This window comes from Hyphomicrobium sp. 99 (assembly GCF_000384335.2).
In the GTDB taxonomy this organism is placed as follows: Bacteria; Pseudomonadota; Alphaproteobacteria; order Rhizobiales; family Hyphomicrobiaceae; genus Hyphomicrobium_B.
The window spans coordinates 3,563,681-3,584,188 of sequence record NZ_KQ031382.1 but is presented as its reverse complement, the minus strand read 5'-3'; the positions used below and the strand labels follow the sequence as shown (position 1 = coordinate 3,584,188).

At 60.7% G+C, this 20,508-nt stretch carries 20 protein-coding genes and 1 riboswitch; of the genes, 16 read left to right on the top strand and 4 right to left on the bottom strand.

The window, feature by feature from the left end:
• The first annotated feature begins 35 nt into the window (after window positions 1-35).
• Window positions 36-219, top strand: a riboswitch (cobalamin riboswitch).
• A gap of 171 nt (window positions 220-390) precedes the next feature.
• From cobW to cobJ, 6 genes are read left to right on the top strand one after another with little or no spacing between them, the layout of a single operon-like run.
• Window positions 391-1,428 carry a cobalamin biosynthesis protein CobW gene (gene cobW, locus G359_RS17275; RefSeq protein ID WP_045837125.1) on the top strand — a complete coding sequence of 346 codons (1,038 nt, stop codon included), beginning with the start codon at window positions 391-393 and terminating at the stop codon, window positions 1,426-1,428.
• Window positions 1,428-4,697, top strand: a complete 3,270-nt coding sequence (gene cobN / locus G359_RS17270; RefSeq protein WP_045837124.1) for a cobaltochelatase subunit CobN — start codon at window positions 1,428-1,430, stop codon at window positions 4,695-4,697. The genes cobW and cobN overlap by 1 nt, the downstream gene beginning before the upstream one ends.
• Window positions 4,694-5,962 carry a precorrin-3B synthase gene (gene cobG / locus G359_RS17265; protein WP_045837123.1) on the top strand — a complete coding sequence of 423 codons (1,269 nt, stop codon included), beginning with the start codon at window positions 4,694-4,696 and terminating at the stop codon, window positions 5,960-5,962. The genes cobN and cobG overlap by 4 nt, the downstream gene beginning before the upstream one ends.
• Window positions 5,959-6,588, top strand: coding sequence for a precorrin-8X methylmutase (locus G359_RS17260; RefSeq protein ID WP_045837122.1), 630 nt, complete (start codon window positions 5,959-5,961; stop codon window positions 6,586-6,588). Before cobG ends, G359_RS17260 begins: the two co-directional genes overlap by 4 nt.
• The gene (locus G359_RS17255) at window positions 6,585-7,328 is read left to right on the top strand and encodes a precorrin-2 C(20)-methyltransferase (protein ID WP_045837121.1); all 744 of its coding nucleotides are present in this window, start codon (window positions 6,585-6,587) and stop codon (window positions 7,326-7,328) included. Before G359_RS17260 ends, G359_RS17255 begins: the two co-directional genes overlap by 4 nt.
• Window positions 7,325-8,080 carry a precorrin-3B C(17)-methyltransferase gene (gene cobJ / locus G359_RS17250; protein WP_045837120.1) on the top strand — a complete coding sequence of 252 codons (756 nt, stop codon included), beginning with the start codon at window positions 7,325-7,327 and terminating at the stop codon, window positions 8,078-8,080. The genes G359_RS17255 and cobJ overlap by 4 nt, the downstream gene beginning before the upstream one ends.
• Here cobJ and G359_RS17245 read toward each other — a convergent pair.
• The gene (locus G359_RS17245) at window positions 8,053-8,838 is read right to left on the bottom strand and encodes a cobalt-precorrin-6A reductase (RefSeq protein ID WP_197077601.1); all 786 of its coding nucleotides are present in this window, start codon (window positions 8,836-8,838) and stop codon (window positions 8,053-8,055) included. The two genes, cobJ and G359_RS17245, sit on opposite strands and share 28 nt — an antisense overlap.
• Window positions 8,839-8,855: 17 nt before the next feature.
• Here G359_RS17245 and G359_RS17240 point away from each other — a divergent pair, with 17 nt between their 5' ends.
• The 7 genes from G359_RS17240 to G359_RS17210 all read left to right on the top strand — a co-directional run bounded on the left by G359_RS17240 (window position 8,856) and on the right by G359_RS17210 (window position 14,435).
• Window positions 8,856-10,079 (top strand): bifunctional cobalt-precorrin-7 (C(5))-methyltransferase/cobalt-precorrin-6B (C(15))-methyltransferase, encoded by a 1,224-nt coding sequence (locus tag G359_RS17240; protein ID WP_045837119.1) that lies wholly within the window; start codon window positions 8,856-8,858, stop codon window positions 10,077-10,079.
• A complete protein-coding gene (locus G359_RS17235) occupies window positions 10,076-10,462 on the top strand; it encodes a cobalamin biosynthesis protein (RefSeq protein ID WP_045837118.1) in 387 nt (128 codons plus the stop codon). Before G359_RS17240 ends, G359_RS17235 begins: the two co-directional genes overlap by 4 nt.
• A complete protein-coding gene (gene cobM, locus G359_RS17230; RefSeq protein WP_045837117.1) occupies window positions 10,459-11,214 on the top strand; it encodes a precorrin-4 C(11)-methyltransferase in 756 nt (251 codons plus the stop codon). The genes G359_RS17235 and cobM overlap by 4 nt, the downstream gene beginning before the upstream one ends.
• A 15-nt stretch (window positions 11,215-11,229) precedes the next feature.
• Entirely contained in the window at window positions 11,230-12,552 is a 1,323-nt protein-coding gene (locus G359_RS17225; RefSeq protein WP_045837116.1) for a cobyrinate a,c-diamide synthase, read from the top strand.
• Between the two features lie 181 nt (window positions 12,553-12,733).
• Entirely contained in the window at window positions 12,734-12,958 is a 225-nt protein-coding gene (locus G359_RS21045) for a NepR family anti-sigma factor (protein ID WP_045837115.1), read from the top strand.
• Window positions 12,945-13,499 (top strand): sigma-70 family RNA polymerase sigma factor, encoded by a 555-nt coding sequence (locus G359_RS17215; protein ID WP_045837114.1) that lies wholly within the window; start codon window positions 12,945-12,947, stop codon window positions 13,497-13,499. The genes G359_RS21045 and G359_RS17215 overlap by 14 nt, the downstream gene beginning before the upstream one ends.
• 129 nt (window positions 13,500-13,628) lie before the next feature.
• Complete coding sequence (locus G359_RS17210) at window positions 13,629-14,435, top strand: response regulator (RefSeq protein WP_045837113.1); 807 nt, start codon at window positions 13,629-13,631, stop codon at window positions 14,433-14,435.
• Window positions 14,436-14,518: 83 nt separating this feature from the next.
• Here the strand turns inward: G359_RS17210 and G359_RS20190 are convergent, their stop codons facing one another.
• Entirely contained in the window at window positions 14,519-14,692 is a 174-nt protein-coding gene (locus G359_RS20190) for a DUF1328 domain-containing protein (RefSeq protein ID WP_045837112.1), read from the bottom strand.
• A gap of 547 nt (window positions 14,693-15,239) precedes the next feature.
• Here G359_RS20190 and G359_RS17200 point away from each other — a divergent pair.
• Window positions 15,240-16,667, top strand: a complete 1,428-nt coding sequence (locus tag G359_RS17200; protein WP_245280078.1) for a sensor histidine kinase — start codon at window positions 15,240-15,242, stop codon at window positions 16,665-16,667.
• Between the two features lie 42 nt (window positions 16,668-16,709).
• Here G359_RS17200 and G359_RS17195 read toward each other — a convergent pair whose 3' ends face one another.
• On the bottom strand, window positions 16,710-17,141 hold the full coding sequence (locus G359_RS17195) for a response regulator (RefSeq protein ID WP_052699431.1): 432 nt from the start codon (window positions 17,139-17,141) through the stop codon (window positions 16,710-16,712).
• Window positions 17,142-17,236: 95 nt separating this feature from the next.
• Window positions 17,237-19,045, bottom strand: a complete 1,809-nt coding sequence (locus G359_RS17190; RefSeq protein ID WP_045837110.1) for a sensor histidine kinase — start codon at window positions 19,043-19,045, stop codon at window positions 17,237-17,239.
• Window positions 19,046-19,406: 361 nt separating this feature from the next.
• On the opposite strand from G359_RS17190, the gene G359_RS17185 reads away from it, so the two are divergent.
• Entirely contained in the window at window positions 19,407-19,778 is a 372-nt protein-coding gene (locus G359_RS17185; RefSeq protein WP_045838171.1) for a hypothetical protein, read from the top strand.
• A gap of 154 nt (window positions 19,779-19,932) precedes the next feature.
• Window positions 19,933-20,508, top strand: coding sequence for a DUF2796 domain-containing protein (locus tag G359_RS17180; RefSeq protein WP_045837109.1), 576 nt, complete (start codon window positions 19,933-19,935; stop codon window positions 20,506-20,508).

Genomic DNA, 20,508 nt, shown 5'->3' with positions numbered 1-20,508 from the left:
GTACGCGATGGCGATTGACGAAGCATAGTCGCTCACTTATCGATGGTGAGGACGGTCCCTCGCAAGAGGGTTCTAAGGGAATGCGGTATTTACTCCGCAGCTGCCCCCGCAACTGTAAGCGGTGAGCGCTGGCGATATGACCACTGGGCAATACCCGGGAAGGTCGCCAGACGCTGAGACCCGCGAGCCAGGAGACCTGCCGTCTTAGAAAATTATTCAGACCGTCGCCGGTGGGGCGAGAAAGGTTAACATGCACTTCAGAATGCTTCGCGCACGCCATTGCGCGCCATCCCAACATGCGCGTGAATTCATTGCGGAGGCTCACATGGAAGCTTTCGCGTCCCGGCAGTATCCGCGCGCCGGCGTCCACATGTCCTCGGAGTTCTTTCAATGAGCGCGCGCAAGGTGCCTGTCACCATCGTCACGGGTTTTCTCGGCGCTGGTAAGACGACGCTCGTGCGGCACGCGATCGAGAATGCCGAAGGCCGCCGTCTGGCATTGATTGTCAATGAATTCGGCGATGTCGGTGTCGATGGCGCCATTCTTCGTTCGTGCGGTATCGAGAATTGCCCCGAAGAGAACATCGTCGAGCTGACGAACGGTTGCCTTTGCTGCACGGTCGCAGACGATTTCGTGCCGACGCTCGAAGCTTTGTTATCGCTTAATCCGCCGCCCGAGCACATCATCGTCGAGACGTCGGGCCTCGCATTGCCGAAGCCGCTGGTCAAAGCGTTCGAATGGCCGGATATCCGCAATCGCGTGACGGTCGACGGCGTCGTGACCGTGGTCGATGGTCCGGCCGTCAAGGCCGGCCGGTTCGCCGATGATCCGGTGAAGGTCGCGGCGCAGCGCGAGGCCGACCCCTCCGTCGATCATGAAAATCCGCTGGAGGAGGTCTACGAGGATCAGCTTCTCTGCGCCGATCTCGTTGTGTTGAACAAGACTGATCTCATGTCGGCCGAAGAGGCGGACCAGATCATTGAAGAGATCCGAAGCGGCGTTCCCCGCGCCATCAAAATCGTGGCGACGCGCGAGGGCCGTGTGCCCGCGAGCGTGCTGCTGGGGCTTTCGGCGGCCGCCGAGAACGATCTCGCCGCCCGTCCGTCGCATCACGACAACGAGCCGGATCACGATCACGACGATTTCGAAACGTTCATTGTCGAAGTGCCAGCTGTCGCGTCGCCCGCCGATCTTGCGACGCGCGCGAAGGCGATTGCGAATGCGCACGACGTGCTACGCATAAAGGGCTTCGCTGCGATCGATGGCAAGCCGATGCGGCTCTTGTTGCAGGGTGTGGGTGAACGCGTCGATACGCGGTACGAGCGCGCTTGGCGAGACGGCGAGGCGCGCGTTGGAAAGCTCGTCGTCATCGGTCAGAAGGGGCTCGACCGCGAGAGCATCACCAGGACACTGACAGGCGCAGCCTAATGCACATCGTCGTTCGCGAGAGCCGAGATCTCGATGAGGCCGCCGCGCCTCAGGATCTCGGACTTGCGCCCGCCGATATCATTTTTCTTTCGTTCTCCGATTCCGATTTGGCGATGACGGCAGCGGCGTTCCGTTCGGTTGCGGCCGGTGAACGGCCGAGCCTCCGCGTCGCCAATCTCAATGCGCTGCGCCATCCGATGTCGGTCGATCTCTTTGCGGATACGACGCTCAAAGGCACGAAGGCCGTTCTGATCCGGTTGCTCGGTGGCCTCGATTACTGGCGCTATGGCGGCGAGCAGATCGGCAAGCGCTGCCGCGAGCTTGGGATTGCGTTGGCCATCGTGCCGGGCGACGGCCGTCCCGACATTCGGCTTGCCGCGCTCTCCACGATTGAAGCGGAGGATCTCACGCGTCTCGGAGCGTTGCTCGATCAGGGCGGCGTCGAGAATACGCGCGCGGCGCTGCAGGGGCTGTTATCCCGGGCCGAAGGACAGGATGCGCGCATTGCTGAGCCGTCCGTCATACCGACTTATGGAATTTATCGCGAAAGTGCGACCTCGACGGACAATTGTGGAGCAGCGGCTGTCGTTTTCTATCGCTCGCATTTGCTCGCGGGCGATGTTGCACCCATCGACGCGCTGATTGATGCTCTCGATCATCGCGGCCTTTCGACGACTGCCTTGTACGTGCCTAGCCTGAAGGCGCCGGAAGCGGCGGCGTGGCTCGTAAGCGAACTCGCCCGGGTGCGCCCGAGCGTCGTCATCAATGCAACGGCGTTTGCCGCTCGCGATGGCGCAGAGGGCTCTCCGCTCGACCGATGCGACTGTGCGGTTCTGCAAGTCGCGCTCGCGAATTCATCGAGCGCTGCGTGGGAGAAATCGCAGCGCGGGCTCGGCGCATCCGATCTCGCGATGCATGTCGTTCTACCCGAACTCGATGGGCGGCTTTTTGCAGGCGTCGTGTCGTTCAAGCAGGAGGACGATCTCGGTCGCGATCTCGGGATGTCGCTTTTCCGGCATGCATCGTACGAGACGGGCGTCGAACACGTCGCGGACCTTGCGAGCGCCTGGGCGAAACTGAGAACGTCGCCGCGGCAGACGCGCCGCGTCGCGTTGCTGCTATCGACTTATCCGGGACGGCCGGATCAAATCGCGCACGCCGTCGGGCTCGATGGGCTCGAAAGCGCCTGCAAAATCGCGGCGCGATTGATTGACGAAGGTTACGCGATTTCCGCTCGTCCGGCGGGCTCGCAGGATCTCGTTCGGCAACTTGGTGACGATGCGCCGGCGGTTCGGTGGTCGCTCGAAGATTATCGCGCGGCCTTTGCTCAGCTTCCCGATGCCTTCCGCGATAGCGTTACGGAGGCGTGGGGTGAACCGGAGGCTGACAGCTTTGCTGCCGACGGCGCCTTTTCGTTTCGAGCTGCGGAGTTCGGAAATTTCCTGATCGGGTTGCAGCCGGAGCGTGGGCAGGTTCAGGACCGGAAGGCGCAGTATCACGATCCTTCCACACCGCCGCGGCATAGCTATGTCGCGTTCTATCTCTGGCTCAGACACGTCGCGAAGATCGATGCGCTGATCCATCTCGGCGCGCACGGCACGCTCGAATGGCTGCCGGGCAAGGCCATTGCGGGAAGCGAAGCCTGCGCGCCACGCGCACTGCTCGGGCCGGTGCCGATGATCTATCCGTTCATCGTCAACGATCCGGGCGAAGCGGCGCAGGCAAAGCGCAGGCTTGCCGCCGTGACGCTCGGACACCGTCCGCCGCCGATGATCGAGGCGGGACTGTCGGGAGATTTGAGCGATCTCGAACAGCTCGTCGATGAATTCTCGTCTGCGGATGGACTGGATCCGAGGCGGCGAAAGGTTTTGTCTGGACAGATCGTCGATGCCGCTTTTCGCGCCGGGATTGCGGAGCGCTGCGGTCTCGAAGCCGGCATGTCACCCGCCGATGCGCTGATGCGCATCGACGCGTTTCTTTGCGATGTGAAAGAGCTTGCGATCCGCGACGGTTTGCATGTGCTCGACGATACCGAACTCGATGCGATTGTTCGCGCGCTCGACGGAAAGTTCATCGAGCCCGGGCCTGCGGGTGCGCCGAGCCGCGGGCGCTCCGACGTTCTGCCGACCGGGCGCAATCTCTATAGCGTTGATCCGCGCAGCGTTCCGACACCGACCGCCTGGGCCAACGGGCGGCGCGCGGCAAAGGCCATTCTCGACCGATATGTCGGCGACCACGGTGATTGGCCGCGCGCTATCGTGCTCGACCTTTGGGGAAGTGCAACGCTGCGCACGGGCGGGGAAGAGCTTGCGACGGCGCTGGCTTTGCTCGGCGTCCGGCCGGTTTGGGATCATCGCTCCTACCGTGTCACTGGTATCGAGACGGAAGCGTTGGCTGAACTCGGCCGGCCGCGCGTTGACGTGACGTTGCGCATTTCCGGGCTTTTTCGCGATATGTTCGGTGCACAGCTCGCGCTTTTCGATAGCGCCGTATCGCTTGTTGCGGGTTTAGCGGAAGACGAGACTGATAATCCGTTGCGCTCGGCGCATGGCGAGAATGGGAGGATCGATCGCATTTTCGGCCCGGCCGATGGCAGTTACGGCTCAGGCGTGATGCAGCACATCGATCGCGGCGATTGGTCGAAACGCGAAGACCTCGGCGGGGCTTACCTCGAGAGTTCGGCTCACAGCTATCGCAATGAGGCGGCTGGTGCCGAGGCGGGAGAAGATTTCAAGGATCGCGTGAAGGCCGCTGATGCGTTCGTTCACGTCCAAGACCATAGCGAGATCGATCTTCTGACCGGCGGCGATTTCGCGGCCCACGAAGGCGGCTTCGCTGCGGCTGCATCCGCGGTCGGCAACAGCGATGTCGCGCTCTATCATGGCGATACGGCTGCGCCGGAGACGCCACGCGTCCGCACGCTTCAAGAGGAATGCGCGCGCGTCATTCACGGTCGCGCCGCCAATACGCGCTGGATTGAAGGGCAGATGCGCCACGGCTTTCGTGGCGCAGCGGAGATGGCGCAAAGTGTCGATGCGGCGTTCGCGTTCGCCGCGACTGCGTCGGCTGTCGATAATGGCGGTTTCGAACGGCTCTACAACGCGTACCTCGGCGATCCTGCGGTCGCGGCCTTCATCGAACGGGAAAATCCGGCGGCGATGGACGCGATGCGCCGGCGTTTCGCGGAGGCGATTTCGCGTGGGCTTTGGCAGCCGCGCCGCAACGATTTGGGAGCTGGAACACGCAAACCGCGCGAGGCTGCGGAATGACAGCGCCCGCTCATTTGATCAAAGGATGGTGTCCCGGCGCGCTTCGGCCGATGTGCTCGGGTGACGGGCTGCTCGTGCGCGTCAGGCCGCGTGCGGGGGCGTTTTCGGTTCCGACACTCAGGGCCATCGCGGAAACGGCGGCGCGTTTCGGGTCGGGTGAGATCGATCTTACCAATCGCGGCAATTTGCAATTGCGCGGCGTATCGGAGGACACCTTTGAACCGGCGATTGCTGCGCTACGTAGCGTGGACTTGATCGACACTTCGGCCGCGATCGAGGCGGTACGCAATGTCGTCGTCGATCCGCTGTGCAGCGTTGATCCCGATCGTGGGAATGTTCGCGATCTTGCTTCGCGGTTCGAGGATGCGCTCGCCGAAGATGCTAGGCTGTTGGCGCTTCCGGGAAAATTCGGATTTAGCTTTTCGGGCAATTCGGAGCTACGTGTCGGCGGCCGGACGGCCGATATCATGGTGGCATCGGAGGCCGATCGCTTTGTCATCGGCCTCGATGAAGCCGCAGATTTTTGTGCCGTCGTGCCGGAGAACGAGGTGATTAAAGCGACGCGCGGGCTTGCGCTGGCGTTTCTCGATCTTGCGGCCGAGCACGCGACCCTTAGGCGAATGAAGGATGCCGTCGCGCGGTTTGGCGCCGCGGAGATTTTCGAGATGGCCGGATTGAAAGCGTCTTCTCGGTCTCCAAAAGCGGAAGCCGTTTCCGCCCCCGCTGGAATGCTTGCGCGGGGCGATCGGGTATTTGGAGTTGGCATCGGGCTTCCGTTTGGACGCATAGCCGCCGGTCAAATCGAGCGGCTCTGCCAATCCGCAGCGGGAGTGAAGCTCGAGGACGTCTTCACAGGTTCGCAGCGTATTCTCATTTTCGCAGTCGGCGAGTGCGCGAGCGCCAAACGGCTTCTTCAAGCAGCCAATGATGCCGGATTGATCACGTCAAACGACGACGTTCGCTTGGAGATGGACGTTTGTCCTGGATCCCCCGGATGCGGAAATGCGACCACGGACACGCGTGCCGATGCGCGGCGATTGGTCGAGGCGCTGAACGGTACGTTGAGCGGCTATTCGGTTCACGTCTCCGGTTGCGAGAAGGGGTGTGCGCGGCGGTCGGCGGCGGATTTCACGCTCGTCGCTCACGCGGGGCGCTATGATCTCATACGCCGCGGCCGGCCGGGAGATCCGATCGCGTTGGCAAACGTTGAGGCGGATGATATCGGCAACGCTGTTTCGCGCTTCATTTTGGAATCCGCATCATGACGGTTCAGGACTACATTCGAGACGGCGCGGCGATCTATGCGCATTCGTTTGCGATCATTCGTGCCGAGGCGGATCTCGCGCGTTTCTCGCCGGAGGAAGAGCGTGTCGCCGTGCGGATCATTCATGCCTGCGGCATGGTCGAAATCGCGCGCGACATCATCATGTCGCTCACTTTTGCGCAAAGGGCTGCATCAGCCTTGGCAGAGGGTGCGCCCATTCTCTGCGATTCAATGATGGTCGCGGACGGCATTACGCGCGCACGATTGCCGGCGAAAAATCCGGTCGTCTGCACGCTTCGCGATCCGCGCGTTCCGGAGATCGCCGCCGAAATCGGCAATACGCGGACGGCGGCTGCGATGGAGCTTTGGCGGCCGCAGCTCGCTGGTTCCGTTGTCGTCGTCGGCAACGCTCCGACAGCGCTGTTCCGGCTTCTCGAGATGATGAACGCAGGGGCACCGAAGCCCGCGGCGGTCATCGGCATGCCGGTCGGTTTCGTGGGTGCCATTGAATCTAAAGAGGCGCTTGCTAGCGATGGGCGCGTTCCGTTCGCTATCGTGCGCGGCCGCAAGGGCGGTAGCGCCATGGCCGCAGCAGCCGTCAACGCGCTTGCGAGTGAGGCCGAATGAACGAGGTCAAGTCCGGAACGCTATTTGGTGTCGGTCTTGGGCCCGGTGATCCCGAGCTCATGACGCTGAAAGCGGTGCGCGTGCTCGGGGCAGCGCCAGTGGTCGCGCATTTCCGCAAGAGTGGCAGACCCGGTCACGCGCGTACGATTGCGAGCGCGCATATCTGCGAAAGCGTTATTGAGACGGCGTTCGATTATCCGGTGACGACCGAGATCGATTTTCGTGAAGACGGTTATGTCTCGGCTATCCGCGAATTTTATTCGCAATGCGCGGAGACGATTGCGGGGCATCTCGGTCAGGGGCGCGACGTGGCGCTTCTCTGCGAGGGCGATCCGTTCTTCTACGGCTCGTTTCTGCATATGTACGATCGCATCAAGGCGGCGCATCCGGTCACTGTGATACCGGGCATCACAGGCATGTCTGGCTGTTGGACGGCGGCGCGGGCGCCGATCACGTACGGTGATGACATATTGACGGTGCTGCCAGGAACGCTGGATCGCGCGGTTCTTGCGAAACATCTCGAGGGCGCAGACGCGGCCGTCATCATGAAGGTTGGTCACAACTTGCAGAAGATCAAGGAAGCGCTGACCGATGCGGGGCGTTTTCAAGATGCGATTTATGTCGAGCGCGGAACGATGCCGGGCGAACGGATCGTTCCGCTAGCCGACCTCGGCGATTGCGCGGTTCCCTATTTTTCGATCGTGTTGCTGCCGGGTGGCCGTGGGCGGCGCATCGCATGAAAGGGCAACTTGTCATCGCCGGCCTTGGACCCGGTCCTGAAGGCTGGGTCACGCCTGCTGCGACGGAGGCCGTCGCGGCTGCGGATATCATTCTCGGCTACACGCCCTATGTGAATCGCATCACCGCGCGGCCCGGGCAGATTCTTGAAGCTTCCGACAATCGCGAAGAGCTTGTGAGGGCCGAGCGCGCGTTGACGCTTGCGGCAAGCGGCCAACGCGTCGTTATGGTTTCTGGCGGAGATCCGGGCGTCTTCGCGATGGCGGCGGCAGTGTACGAGGCGGTCGAGAACAATCCGGCGTCGGCTGATGGCGTCGACATTCGCGTCGAGCCCGGCGTGACGGCGATGCTCGCGGCGGCGGCGCGCGTCGGTGCGCCATTGGGGCATGACTTTTGCGCAATTTCGCTTTCCGACAATTTGAAGCCGTGGACGACAATTGAGAAGCGATTGCGACTCGCCGCCGAAGCGGACTTCGTCATCGCGCTCTACAACCCTGCATCGAAAGCGCGTCCACAGCAGATCAAGCAGGCGTTTGAAATCTTGAGTGGGGTGCTTCCGGCCGACACGGTTGTCGTCTTCGCGCGCGCTGTCGGAAGGCCAGACGAAGAGATCGACGTAGCGACGCTCGGAAGCGCGCCAGATATGCTGTGCGATATGCGCACGCTTGTCATCATCGGATCGCGGGCGACGCGTAAGGTGAAGTCTGGCGATGGGCGCGCTTGGGTTTATACGCCGCGTTCGGAGCGACGTTGATGATGGGCTTTGATCCAGGCAAGCGCGTCATCCACGGATGTCACGGTCGATCGCGGGGCGATCGCGGGTCGTCGAACCATGTGAACTTTGATGCCGAGCTTGCGCGCGGCTTCGATCTTGGAATAGGCGGCATCTCCACCGGCGTTCTTGGCGAGCACGTGGCTGATGCCGCATCGGCTGAAAAGGTCGATGTCGTCTTTCGTTCGGAACGGTCCGCGCGCCGCGATGATCGTCGCGTGGGGAAGGTTCGCGGGTGGTTCGCTCGCATCGACGACGCGGATGACGTAACGATGCTGTGGCGCTTTACTCAGCGCGGTGATTGCCTGGCGGCCGAGACCGGAGAAGACGTCTTGTGGCGTCGCGGGCAGGCCAGCAATGGCGGCTTCGATGCTGTCGTACTCGGTCCAGTCATCGCCTTCTGCTCGCGTCCACGGCGGCCGCTCGATTGCGAGCAAAGGGATGCCGACCGCGGCGGCAGCGGCGATTGCGTTTCCGCTCATTTGAGCCGCGAACGGATGCGTCGCATCTATGACGAGATCGATATTCTCGGCTGTCAGATAGCCAGACAATCCCGCGACGCCTCCGAAGCCGCCGACGCGAACGGGCAGGGGACTCGCAATCGGATTGGCCGTGCGGCCCGCGAGCGACAGTGTTGCGGCGACGATTTTCTCATCCGCCAAGCGTCGTGCGAGAGACGCCGCCTCGGTCGTTCCAGCGAGGAGCAATACACGCAACAGTCTGTCAGATTTTGCCATCATGCTCGGAGCCCAATGCCATGAGCGGACGCTGGTTGTCCATCATCGGCATTGGCGAAGACGGCCGAACAGGGTTGTCTCCAGCAGCCTGTAGGTTGCTCGATGCGGCGGAGCTTGTCGTCGGCGGAAGGCGTCATCTCGATCTCGCTGGCGATACGCCGGGAGAGAAGATGGAGTGGGCGAAGCCGCTCGACGCAACGGCTACGACGATCCTGGCGCGACGCGGAACGCCCGTGGTTGTGCTCGCGTCCGGCGATCCGTTCTGGTTTGGGGCGGGGGCGACGCTCGCGCGGTCGATACCGATCGAGGACATGCAGGTTCTGCCTGCGCCTTCGACGTTTTCGCTGGCTGCTTCGCGGCTCGGCTGGTCGCTGCAGGACGTGACGACGCTCGGGCTCAACATGAAGGGGCTGACGCCGCTGATCCGCCGTCACTTGCATCACGGCAGGCGGATTTTGGCTCTCGCGCTCAATGGTGAAACGCCGCGCGAGGTCGCGACGCTTTTGAGCGATGCCGGGTTTGGAGACAGCACAGTCTTCGTGATGGAAGCGCTTGGCGGACCGCGTGAGCGCATCAGAGACGTACGAGCGAAAGATTTTGATTTTGCGGCTGTCGATCCGCTGAATATCATTGCTGTCGATGTCGTTGCGCGTTCCGGCGCGATGCCGGTTCCGTACACCGCCGGGCTGCCCGATGATTACTTCGAGAACGACGGACAGCTGACCAAGCGTGAGGTCCGTGCGGTGACGTTGTCGTCGCTGCAGCCGGGAGCCGGACAGTTGCTCTGGGACGTCGGCGCGGGAAGCGGGTCGATCGGCATCGAATGGCTGCTGGCGCATCCGGCGAACACGGCGATTGGCATCGAGCGTGACGCAGAACGTGCTGCGAGGGCCGTGCGAAATTCCGTTAATCTCGGTGTGCCGCATCTCGACATTCGCCACGGTGCCGCGCCCGAGGCGTTGAGCGGTCTCGCTCAGCCGGATGCGGTTTTCATCGGTTGCGGTTCGGCCGGCGGAAAAGTCATCGAGGTTTGCTGGAATGCGTTGAAGCCGGGTGGGCGCATCGTTGCCAACGCGGTCACGCTTGAATCCGAGGTTGCCTTGCTTGCGGCTTATCAGAGCCACGGTGGAACGTTGACGCGATTGAGCATCGAACGTGCGGAGCCCGTTGGGAAGCTGACTGCCTGGCGCCCGGCAATGCCCGTTTTGCAGTGGGTTTCCGCAAAGGCTTATGGTGACGCATGATTGCAATCGGCATGGGGGCGAACAGCTCCGCCCATCCGGATGATTTTTTCGCGGCGCTCGAAGCGGCGCGTCGCGATGCGGGTGGGTGCGATGAGGTAGCGACGCTCGCCACCGCGACCTTTGCGGCTCGCGTCCAAGCAGCGGCATCGAAAGCCTCTGTTTCCTATCGGCCCTTGATGTTGATCGCGCTGCGCGAGAGAAGTGGGGACTGCGTTACGCGTTCAGAGCGATCTTTGTCTATGTTTGGCGTCACCTCGATTGCTGAGGCTGCCGCATTGGTCAGCGCGGGGCCGGGTTCACGACTTGTCATGCCGAGACGCGTCATCGGCAATATCACGGTCGCGGCGGCGGAATCGGCCCCCCGAACAGGACGGTCAAAATGACGGTTCATTTCATCGGTGCGGGTCCTGGCGCCCCAGATCTCATCACGGTGCGCGGACGCGATCTCATCGCGCGTTGTCCCGTTTGCCTTTACGCCGGTTCATTGGTTCCGCAGGCCCTGTTGGCGCATTGTCCGGAGGGTGCTGAAATCGTCGATACGGCGCCGATGACGCTCGATGAGATCGTCCAACGCATCGAGCAAGCGACGGGTGAGGGCAAGGATGTGGCGCGGCTCCATTCCGGCGACCTGTCGATTTGGAGCGCCCTTGGCGAGCAGCTTCGCCGTCTCGATCAGCTCAACATCGAATATACGATCACGCCCGGCGTGCCGGCCTTTGCCGCCGCGTCGGCAGTGCTGGCGCGCGAACTGACGCTTCCCGAGGTTGCGCAATCCGTGGTGCTAACACGGACATCGGGTCGTGCTTCGGCAATGCCTGAGAGCGAACAACTCGAAGCGTTTGCCGCAACCCGCGCGACTCTCGCTGTGCATCTTTCGATCCACGCGATTGCAGATGTCGTCAGGCGTCTTTTGCCCTTCTATGGACCGGATTGCCCGGCGGCCGTGGTCTATCGCGCGACGTGGCCGGAAGAGCAGATCATTCGCGGCACGCTGCAAACCATCGCTGCACAAACTGCTGAGGCGGGGCCGGAGCGCACGGCGCTGATTTTGGTGGGCGAGGTGCTCGGACGTGACGATTTCCGCGAAAGCGCTCTCTATAGCGTCGATTATCGCCGCCGTTTCCGCGGCGGTTAAAATAGGCGGCTGACCATGCCTGAAGCAGTGACGTTGCCGCCAGGATTGATGATCGCAGCTCCGCGTTCGGGTTCAGGGAAGACGACTGTGACGCTCGGTCTGCTTCGGGCGCTCGTAAGACGCGGGCTCGCGGTGCAGCCATTCAAATGCGGGCCGGATTACATCGATCCGGCGTTTCATGCCGTGGCGGCGGCTCGACCGTCCTACAACATCGATAGCTGGGCGATGCGCTGGGATCGCGCGGCCGATATCCTCACGCATTCGTCGCGTGGAGCGGATGTCGTTATTTGCGAAGCGTTGATGGGGCTCTTCGACGGCGTTTCCAAGGCGGGGGCATGGGGCAACGGCGCGAGCGCCGACCTCGCCGCGAAGACGGGCTGGCCCATCATTCTCGTGCTCGATGTCTCCGGCCAATCGCAAACAGCCGCTGCCGCCGCGCGGGGTTTTCAGGGGTTCCGCGAAGGCGTGACGATCGCTGGGGTCGTTCTCAATCGCGTGGGAAGTCCGCGCCACGTACGCTTTGCATCGGAGGCGCTGGAGGCCGCCGGACTTTCCGTCATTGGCGCGTTGCCGCGGGAAAACAGCGTCGTGCTCCCGGAACGGCATTTGGGTCTGGTGCAAGCCGAGGAGACGGTGGAGATCAACGCGCGGCTCGACGCGTTGGCGGACTTCATCGAAACGCATGTGGACGTCGCGCGTCTGCTCCGGCTTGCGACACCTGGATCGGTGGAGGTGGGAGGGCGTACGAAAGTCAAACCCCCTGCGCAGCGGATAGCGCTCGCGAGGGACGCCGCATTCTCGTTCGTCTATCCGCATCTTCTCGAAGGCTGGCGCGCGGCCGGTGCCGAAATCATTCCGTTCTCGCCGCTTGCGGATGAAGCGCCGGATCCCGGGGCCGACCTCGTTTGGTTGCCTGGCGGCTATCCGGAGCTTCATGCGGGCGCCTTGTCGAATGCCGATCGCTTCAAGTCGGGTATTACCGCGTTTGCCCGGTCCCGGCCGGTTCATGGGGAGTGCGGCGGGTACATGGCACTTGGGGCCGGCCTCGTCGATGCGGGGGGCCACCGTCATCAGATGACGGGGCTTCTGGGGCTCGAAACATCGTTCGCGAAGCGGAAGATGAACCTCGGGTATCGGCGGGCAGAGCTCCTGGCACCCTGTCCGCTAGGGGGAGCCGGGGAGCTTTTGACCGGGCACGAATTCCACTATGCGAGCATTCTCGCCTCGCCTGATGAACCCCTCTTTACAATGCAGAATTCGGACGGCGAGACGCTTTCGGGGGGCGGCAGCCGCCGAGGGCACGTTTCGGGGTCGTTTTTTCATTTTATCGATAAATAACCAGCGCCTTGGTCGGTCTTTCCGGCTAGGCTGCAGGCAAGGGCGCGCGCCGCCCGAAATACAAGTTAACCGGAAGTTCTGGAACTTTTTCGAACCCTGCGCATTTACGTCAGGGAAGGTTCGCCCGGAACCCGGTGTGCACACAAGTACTTACGGAATCCGTCAATAGGGTCTTTGCAAGATGGGCACAGGCAGTGATCCCAAACGAGGGGATTCAGCGACTATGCAGGCACCGTTACCGGTGGAGCTTCAGGGTCAGATAGGTCAGCGTTTGAGGGAAGCCTATATAGAACTCATTAACGAGCCAGTTCCGGATCGGTTCGTTGCGCTGCTTCAAAAGTTAAAGCAGCGCGAGGAGCAGAGTCGCGAGGAGGAGAGTAAGGAGGACAGTCGTGACGAAAAGTGACGACGACCTGCAAGCTCTTTTGATCGGGGCCGTTCCCAATCTCCGCGCATTCGCGAATTCGCTTTGCGGAGATCCGACGCGTGCAGACGATCTCGTGCAGGACACGCTCGTCAAGGCTTGGTCCAATCTGGAGGGCTTTGAAAAAGGCTCCAACCTGAAGGCCTGGCTCTTTACGATCCTCCGCAACACCTATTTTTCCGAACTTCGGAAACGCCGCCGCGAGGTCGAGGATGCCGATGGGGCTATGGCAGAGCGGATGTCGGTTCTTCCCGAGCAACACGTCCATATGGATCTCGTCGATTTCAAGAAGGCTTTCGGCGTCTTGAGCGATGACCAGAAGGAAGTTTTGCTTCTCGTCGGCGCAGAAGGCTTCTCGTACGAAGAGGCCGCGGAGATTACCAACGCCGCCGTGGGAACGGTCAAGAGCCGCGTCAATCGCGCCCGCGTGGCCTTGAACAAGGCCCTCGGTTTCGAGGCCGGCGAAAACTTCAATTCCAATGGCGAATTCGCCGGGATCACTCGGGCGGTCGGGCGAGGTTAGCCCGGTTGCTTCGTGATCTGGGACGGATAAGTTCATGGGGATGCACGAACGTAATACCCCCTATTCGAGATGGTCGTGTGTTTCGGCACAGTGATCCTCTCGCCATTAAACGAGATTACGAGGTGTCAAATGTCGATAGCCGAATCCATCGCTCCCCATCTGCCGTATCTGCGCCGCTATGCGCGATCGCTGACGGGAAGCCAGCAGTCCGGCGACAACTACGTCGCGGCGGTGCTGGAAGCGCTAATCGCCGATTCTGACGCGTTCGATAAATCGATCGCACCGCGCGTCGCGCTCTATCGCACTTTCACCAAGGTATGGAATTCGTTGGCGGTAAACCGTGTTTCCGATGATACGCGGCAGCTCGATAAGCCTCTTCCCGAGCGCCGGCTGGAAGCGATCACGCCGCTTCCGAGGCAGGCTTTTCTTCTTGTTTCGGTCGAAGGCTTCTCTACTGCGGAAGCAGCGCAGGTTCTGGATGTTACGCCGGCACATGTGACTGAGCTTCTGCAGCTGGCGGGTGCTGAGATCGCGGAGCAGCTGTCGGCCGACGTTCTTATCATCGAGGACGAACCGCTCATTGCAATGGATCTCGAAGCGCTTGTCGTTGACATCGGCCACCGTGTGCAGGGCGTCGCCCGGACGCATCAGGAGGCCGTCGCGGAAGTCGCCAAGAAGGCGCCGTCTCTCGTGCTCGCAGATATTCATCTGGCTGACGGAAGCTCGGGACTTGAGGCTGTGAATGAAATTCTCGAATCGATCAGCGTTCCGGTCATTTTCATCACCGCGTTCCCGGAACGGTTGCTTACGGGCACGAAGCCGGAGCCGGTATTCCTAATCACCAAACCCTTCGAGCCCGCCGTCGTCAAAGCAATGATCAGCCAATCACTGTTCTTCGGCCTTAAATCGAAAAAGTCCGGTCAACGCGCGGCGTGATGGATGCCAGTTCCTACTAAAGAAGAGGCGCGGTTCCGATGGAGCCGCGCCTCTTTTAGTAGACGGCCACTTTTAATCGTGCATCACGCTCGGCGTATGAAGCTCGCCACGATCGAGACGATGAAGAGGACGATTGCGACCCAGAAGATGAGCCGGGCTCCTTCCATCGCTGTGCCAGCGACGCCGCCAAAACCTAATGCGGCGGCGACGAGCGCCACGATCAAAAAGACGATCGCGTAATAAAGCAGGTTTCCCATTGGCTCCCATCCATTTCTAAATGCACAACAGGAGAACGTGCGCCAATCGTGCGCGGTTCCGATATCGTGGCGACCCGATGGCGGGTTGGAATGCGGAGTTCTGCCCCAAAAAGAGAAGAGTTCGCGCCGCTCGGGGGGAAGCGGTCGCGAACTCTCTTAAGTGGTGCCGTACCCTGGGCCACGGGGGAGTGGGGAGGGAGTATTGGGCACGGTCACATTGAATCAACGAAGGGATGGCGGCAGGGTTCCACGATCTCCTGACGCATTTTTCGCTATCCCGTGAGCTTTCTCATAAATCGCTCGCTTTCGATTCAAATGCGACGATGCCGCAGGCGGATCATCGCTCTGCCAAATGCATTACGTGTTGGAAAGGTTCGAGCAGCCTAATCGTAGTATCGGAAAATTCGTATCAACAGGCGGTTGGCACGAAGGGTAAGTCGTGGCATTGCATACGCTTCTCTCGATCATGCTTAGCTAGGTTATGGCCCGCCACAACATATCGCGGAGATTTGCAGCGTTTCTAACGTCGAATGCGACGAGAACGCTGTTGGTCTGGGTTTCAATCGCCGTTCTCTCTGGTCTTGCAGCAATCGTTGCTTGGCAATGGACGGTGACGGCTGCGGATCGCGTCGCGCAGACGTTGCTCTATCAACAGGGGCTGACGAAGTGGCTGAGCGCCGCGCAGGATCTCGAAATCGCGCAGCGCGGATATCTGCTTACCAGAGATCCAACTTATCTCGCTTCCTACGAGTCCGCGAAGAAGACCGTGAATGGCATCCATTCCGATTTCACCCGGATCGGCCGGAACAACTATGATCTGCTGGCTGAGATTGAGGCGGTTCACAAAGCGCAGCAGGAACATCTCTCGGCTATCGACAAGAGCATTTCAGAGGCGGGCAAGAGTACATTTCAAGCGGGTCCGCTTGCGCAGAATAGTCTCGACGTCGCGCTGTCGAACCGATTGCGTGACGAGATCGCCGCCGCAAGCCTGCAACAACAACGTCTTTTCGAACGGCGTGTTGCTCAATTTCACGACCAGAGCTTTTGGCTTCTTGCTGCGATGCTCGCGATATTGCTGGCGTGCGCCGCTTTGGCGATGGTCGCTTTGATCCGCGAGCGACAACGCGTGCAGGCGCTCGAGATCACGGCTCTGACGTTGACGTCAGCAAACCGATCGTTGGAAGCTCGTGTCAAGGCGCGCACCGAAGAGCTTGCGATCGAGCGGGATCGCGCGGAAGCGGAACGGGAGCGTGCAGAAGCGCTTCTCAGGGATGTTACGCATCGCATCGGCAATACGCTGTCGCTCGTCGTCGGATTTATCAATTTGCATATCCGGCACACATCCGATCCAAGATCTTTGAAAACGCTCACAGGTGCACGCGATCGCATCCATGCAATCGCGAGCGCGCAGCGGCGAATGAATGTCGTCAATGATCTCGAACTCGTGCGCATCGACACGCTCATTCAAGCCGTGCTGGACGACGTGATCGAAACGGCCGAGGAAGGCAAAATTCATTTGACGATAGAGGTGCCCCCGCTTCTGGCGCCTGCGCAAGTCGCGACGTCGCTTTGCGTCTTGGCGCAAGAGTTCGTCGTCAATTCCTACAAGCATGCATTTGGCGAGGATGGCGCAGGCCATGTGAATGTTCGGCTGCGACGCACCGGTGACATTGGAGCGGAACTGATCGTCGAAGATGACGGCAATGGGATCGATGCCAATCTTTATCCGGCAATCGGCAACGAGACCGATAAATTGCTTCACGCCAACGCGAGCCATGCGGGCGAAGGATTGGGTACGAAAATCGCGGCACTTCTAACGCGCCAATTTTCGGGAGCCATATCCTACGAGCCGGTGCGGCCGGGCCAGCCGCGACCGGGCACGCGCGTATCGATCAAATTGCCGGAGTTGACGTTGTCTGTGCCGGAAGACGAAGTTCCGGCCTCAGCAAAAGAAATGAAGACGACCGCTGTTTGATCGGTAGAGTCCGTCGGCACAACTCAACGGGAGTTGGGCAGTTCAGCGGACCTTCCAGCGCTCCGCGTAGGCTGGTGACAGCAGCAGGGCGCGAGGTTTAGGACGTAGCGAGCTTCCCGTTTCCATGCAGTCGACGACGAATGTGATCGCCGATTTCACCGCGCTCTCGGTGTATGGTTTGGTGATGACGCCGCAAGCAGACGAGAAGTCTTCGGGTATCTGCTTCGGATTTGAGGTCGTGAAAATCACGGTCGCATGCGTGTCTTCACTTAGGCGTCGTGCGACGGTCGTTCCGGTTATGCCATCGCTGAGATGAATGTCCACGAGCGCCAGATCGCAATCGGTGGTTTCCGCGAGCTTAAAGGCGCGTCGGGACGATCCAGCAATGCCGACAACTTGATGGCCCAGGTCCGTGACGATCGCTTCGAGCTCGTCGGCGACTATCGCTTCATCTTCGGTGATGAGAATTTTCACGGCCAGCGCCCCCGCTATATTGCCCCAACGGCAAGAACCTATGGGCAGGGGGGTGGTTCCATTCGTGTGAGAATTCCGCTGTTGAAAACAGCGGCTCAAGTTTTTGAGCCGCCTTTCCTGGCCTGTCCGATGTTCGCGAGAGGGCCGGTCAGCGTCCAAGTGAATTCGTGGGCGTTGCCATCAGCGTGAGCAGAAAGCTTCAGGCCTTGGGTCGAAAAGCGCTCGACGACCGACATACCGTAACCTTTTGGGCCGTGTGGCAGGAACGGCGGTCCTCCCGTTTCACGCCACGAGATCACAATCGTCGTTGGGCTGGGGAAGGACCATTCGAGCTTCACTTCGCCGGTTGCTGCCGACAAAGCGCCGTGTTCGACCGCATTGAGCGCGAGTTCCGTTAAGACCATTCCCAGCGTTTGGGCCGCTTCCGGTGTCAGCATGACCGGCGGTCCCATGATGGACACGCGGCCGGCGTCGGTTCGCGCAACCGCGCCGATTTCCGCCGCTGCCAAGGTCGCGAAATCGACGCTTTGCCAATCGGAGGCGACGATCAGGTCTTGAGAGGCCGCCAAACCTGCGACGCGAAGGGTGAAATCCTTGAGGTGGGATGTAACATCGACGGCGTCGCGGGCCGTTAGCCGTGCCATCGCGAGAATCAAAGCCAGAAGGTTTTTCGATCGATGTGAGACTTCGCGGAGAAGAGCGTCAGTCCGCGTAAGGCTGAGCTTTTGGTCTGTCACGTCATAGGCGACGCCTGCAAGGGTGGCGACTTTACCTTCATCTGCCTCGGTCGGGGCACCGCGCACGGCGATCCAGCGCGTCTCTCCATTGGGTCGGCGAACGCGAACTTCTACGGCCAAAGGCGTTGCGCCGGTGATCGCAGCGCCAATGGCCTTCAACAATCGGCGGCGGTCGTAACGCTCGACGCGGCGGATCAGCATGCGCGCCGGATGATCGTGCGCAGGTTGAAGATCGTTAAGAATTTCTGAAATTTCAGCGTCCCAGTGAATGGCGCCGGTTGCGAGGTCCCATTCCCAAACGCCAACATTGCCCGCGCGCAGAGCCTGGCGAAGTCGCTGTTCGCGGGCTCCGGCCGGTTCGCGCGATCTGGGCTTTGTGCCCTCGCTGTTGAATGGCAATGTCATGCCTGCTGTTGGGCTCGCGTTGGGATCTTCGTAAATGATCCGGGTCAACCACGTTGCGCCGGCAAACGATGCGACTGCCAGCAAAGATGAAAGCGTCGCAAACGTTATCCAGTTTCGTCCTGCGCGCTGTTCTTCAGCATTTTCTGGAATTTGTGCGGCAACTTTCCAACCGAACTGCTCGGTGTCAGCCACCGCTTCGACGAGTGCTGGGTTATTTGTATCAATCAAATTTTCTGCAATCGCCGACTTGCCGCGCGTTTTAGCGAGGATATGACCGTCCGGCCCTACTACGGAAATTGACCACGGTCCCCCCGTCGCAAAGTTTTTGAGTGCGGAGGCGATGTACGTCGACGGGATTCGCGCTTGGAGCAAAATGGGTCCAGAACCGCTCGATTGGGCCGCAATCCAAACGTCGATCCCTTTGTCCGGTGCGTGGTCAAAGGCTGTGATTTGCGGCGCCATTGTCGACAGGGCGGTTTCCGCTGCGGAACGTGCGGGGCCGTCGAGGTCGATCAGGCTCGCATCAAGGCTGCCGCCGGGCGACAAAACGTCGAGATTTTCGCTTCTCGTGAAAAGCAGAATGCCTTTCTGATCGAGCTCCGAGCGAAGGTTATCTTCACTATTTCCCGAAGTTGACGACAGAGCCTTCAATGTGCGGAGAAGGCCGTCCATTCGCTCGTCGACAAAGGATGCGGCGAGCCGCGCACGTGTCCGGGCATCCTCCTGCAGCACGGAAAGGCCACGGGAATGCGCCGCGCTCATCACGTATGCTGAAAACCCCAGGGACGGAACGAGAATTCCCAGGCAAAGAAGGCAGGTCGCGACCCTCGCAGAGGGAGCGGGAATTTTGAAACGGCCTAGGGATTTGGCTTGACCAGGCTGGCCAGCCTTCCCTGGTTGCTGCGTCTTCACAATTTCTTCTTATCGTCCCGGAAGGAATGCACAGAATCTCGCGCGAAATAAAATGCACGAGGGCCCCAATGGTTCCAATTTTACGGAGCCGGGACCATTTGCCAAGCCTATCGGTGTCGTTCCTGAGTATATCGTGAGAGGGTGGTTGCTCGCCACGATACTGACACAAGACCGGGCAAATTCTGGTTGGGTGAAAAAACGGCCGGAGATCATGACCGCATCGCGACTCCGCATCAGGTTCGTTTGGCTCACGCTGTTTGCCTTCAGCGTGCAATTTTGCGTCGCTTCCTTCCATCATCATGCCAGCCGTGAAGTCGGCGCCCGGTCCATCGTCGCCTTTGCCGGTCATTGCACGCAAACGCCAACGAAGCCCTGTGCGCCATCCGGCGATGACCACCACGGCTGCGTGCTCTGCTGGGCAACAGCGGTTGCTGCGACATCGCTCGTTCCTTCGCTTTTTGATTTTCCCGCACCTACTGAAGTTGCTTTCGTTCACCTTCAGGCGCCTCTCAACGCTCAGAGCAGCATAGTTCGCTGCTATGAACTTCGTGCGCGTGGTCCTCCGCAGGCGCAATTCGCCTGAGCCACGAAGACCGCTTTTGCGTCTTCGTTCAGCTAGCAATCCGCCTTCCCGTCATCGGCTGCGTTTTTCGCGATCCGCGATCGTGCTTCGACGCCGCCAAGCCAAACGCCGTGCCATGGCGCGTGGCAGCGCATTCATCCAATTGGAGAGACCCATGTCGAAAGTTCTTTCAGGATTGGCCTCGGTGGCCATTTTCGTTGCGGGACCTGCATTCGCCGAGGAGGCAACACACAGGCAACTCGGCCCGCACGTGCACGGGCAAGGCACACTCGATATTGCCATCGAGGGCAAGAAAATCGAGATGGAACTGCTGTCGCCGGGAATGGATATCGTCGGCTTCGAGCATGTCGCCTCGACCGAGGAACAGAAAGCGGCAGTCGAGAAAGCAAAGGCGAAGCTCGCTGATGTTCTAGCCGTTTTCAAACTACCCGCTTCGGCGAACTGCAAGGCGGAGGCGGTCAGCGTCGAGAATCGAAAAGAGACGCACAAGCCTGGGGAAAAGGACGATGATGATGACGACAAGCCGGGCGCGCCGCAGCACTCCGAGTTCCATGCGACGTACACAATCAGTTGCGAGGCTCCGGAAAACGTGACCGGGCTCGAAACGATCTATTTCAATAGCTTTGCGGGTGCGCAGCTTCTCAACGTCAACATCACATCGCCGAAGGGACAAACGCAGGCGCAGATGACGCGCGATAAGCCGGCGCTCGATCTGACGGGCGTGATGTAG